Below are 635 nucleotides of genomic sequence, written 5' to 3' on the forward strand. Positions count from 1 at the left end.
CGTGAGCGGCCGACGTGGAACGAGTCGGTGCGCGGCGAGCAGCGCCGTGACGTGCTCCCCGCGTGGCTGCGTTCGCGTGAAGCTCTGCGCGAGCAGGCGCGGTGGGTCTTCGACCACTACCGGCACGTGTTCGCGTTCCACGCCGTCCGCACCCCGGTCTACGCCGGGACGCTCGCGGTGCGCTCCCCGCTCGGCGCGGTGCGCCTGGTCGGCCGCGCGTTCCGATGGGTGGGCGACACCGACACCCGCCCCGTGCGGGCGGAAGCGATCCGCAAGGCCGACGCCAACGAGTACCTCAAGCTCTCCAAGCACCGCGACGGCAAGGCACGGCTGCGCGGCACCATCCTCGCCGCAGCCTGTCTGTGCGCGAGCCTGCTGTTCACCGCACTCGTGCTCGCCGGCCCCACGTGGGCGCTGTTGTTGACGCTCGCGGGGATCGTGGCCGGGTTGGGGTTCGTCGGCGCGCCGGAGGATCGACCGGTCATCGGCCCGTCCGTGGTCAAGCCGCAAGTGCAGAAGCTCACCAGCCACTTCGTGCTGCGCGCGCTCGGCGCGCTGGGTATCGCCGAGATCAACAAGGCCATGACCAAGGGGTGGGGCGGCAAGGCGTTCGTCGCCCCGATCACCCGCGACGG

The 635-nt window shown here is 72.0% G+C and carries 1 pseudogene; it reads left to right on the plus strand.

The window, feature by feature from the left end:
* A pseudogene (locus GT354_RS47600) lies at positions 1-635 on the plus strand (cell division protein FtsK); the annotation flags it as partial.

The sequence above is a fragment of the Streptomyces sp. SID3343 genome, from assembly GCF_009865215.1.
GTDB lineage: Bacteria > Actinomycetota > Actinomycetes > Streptomycetales > Streptomycetaceae > Embleya.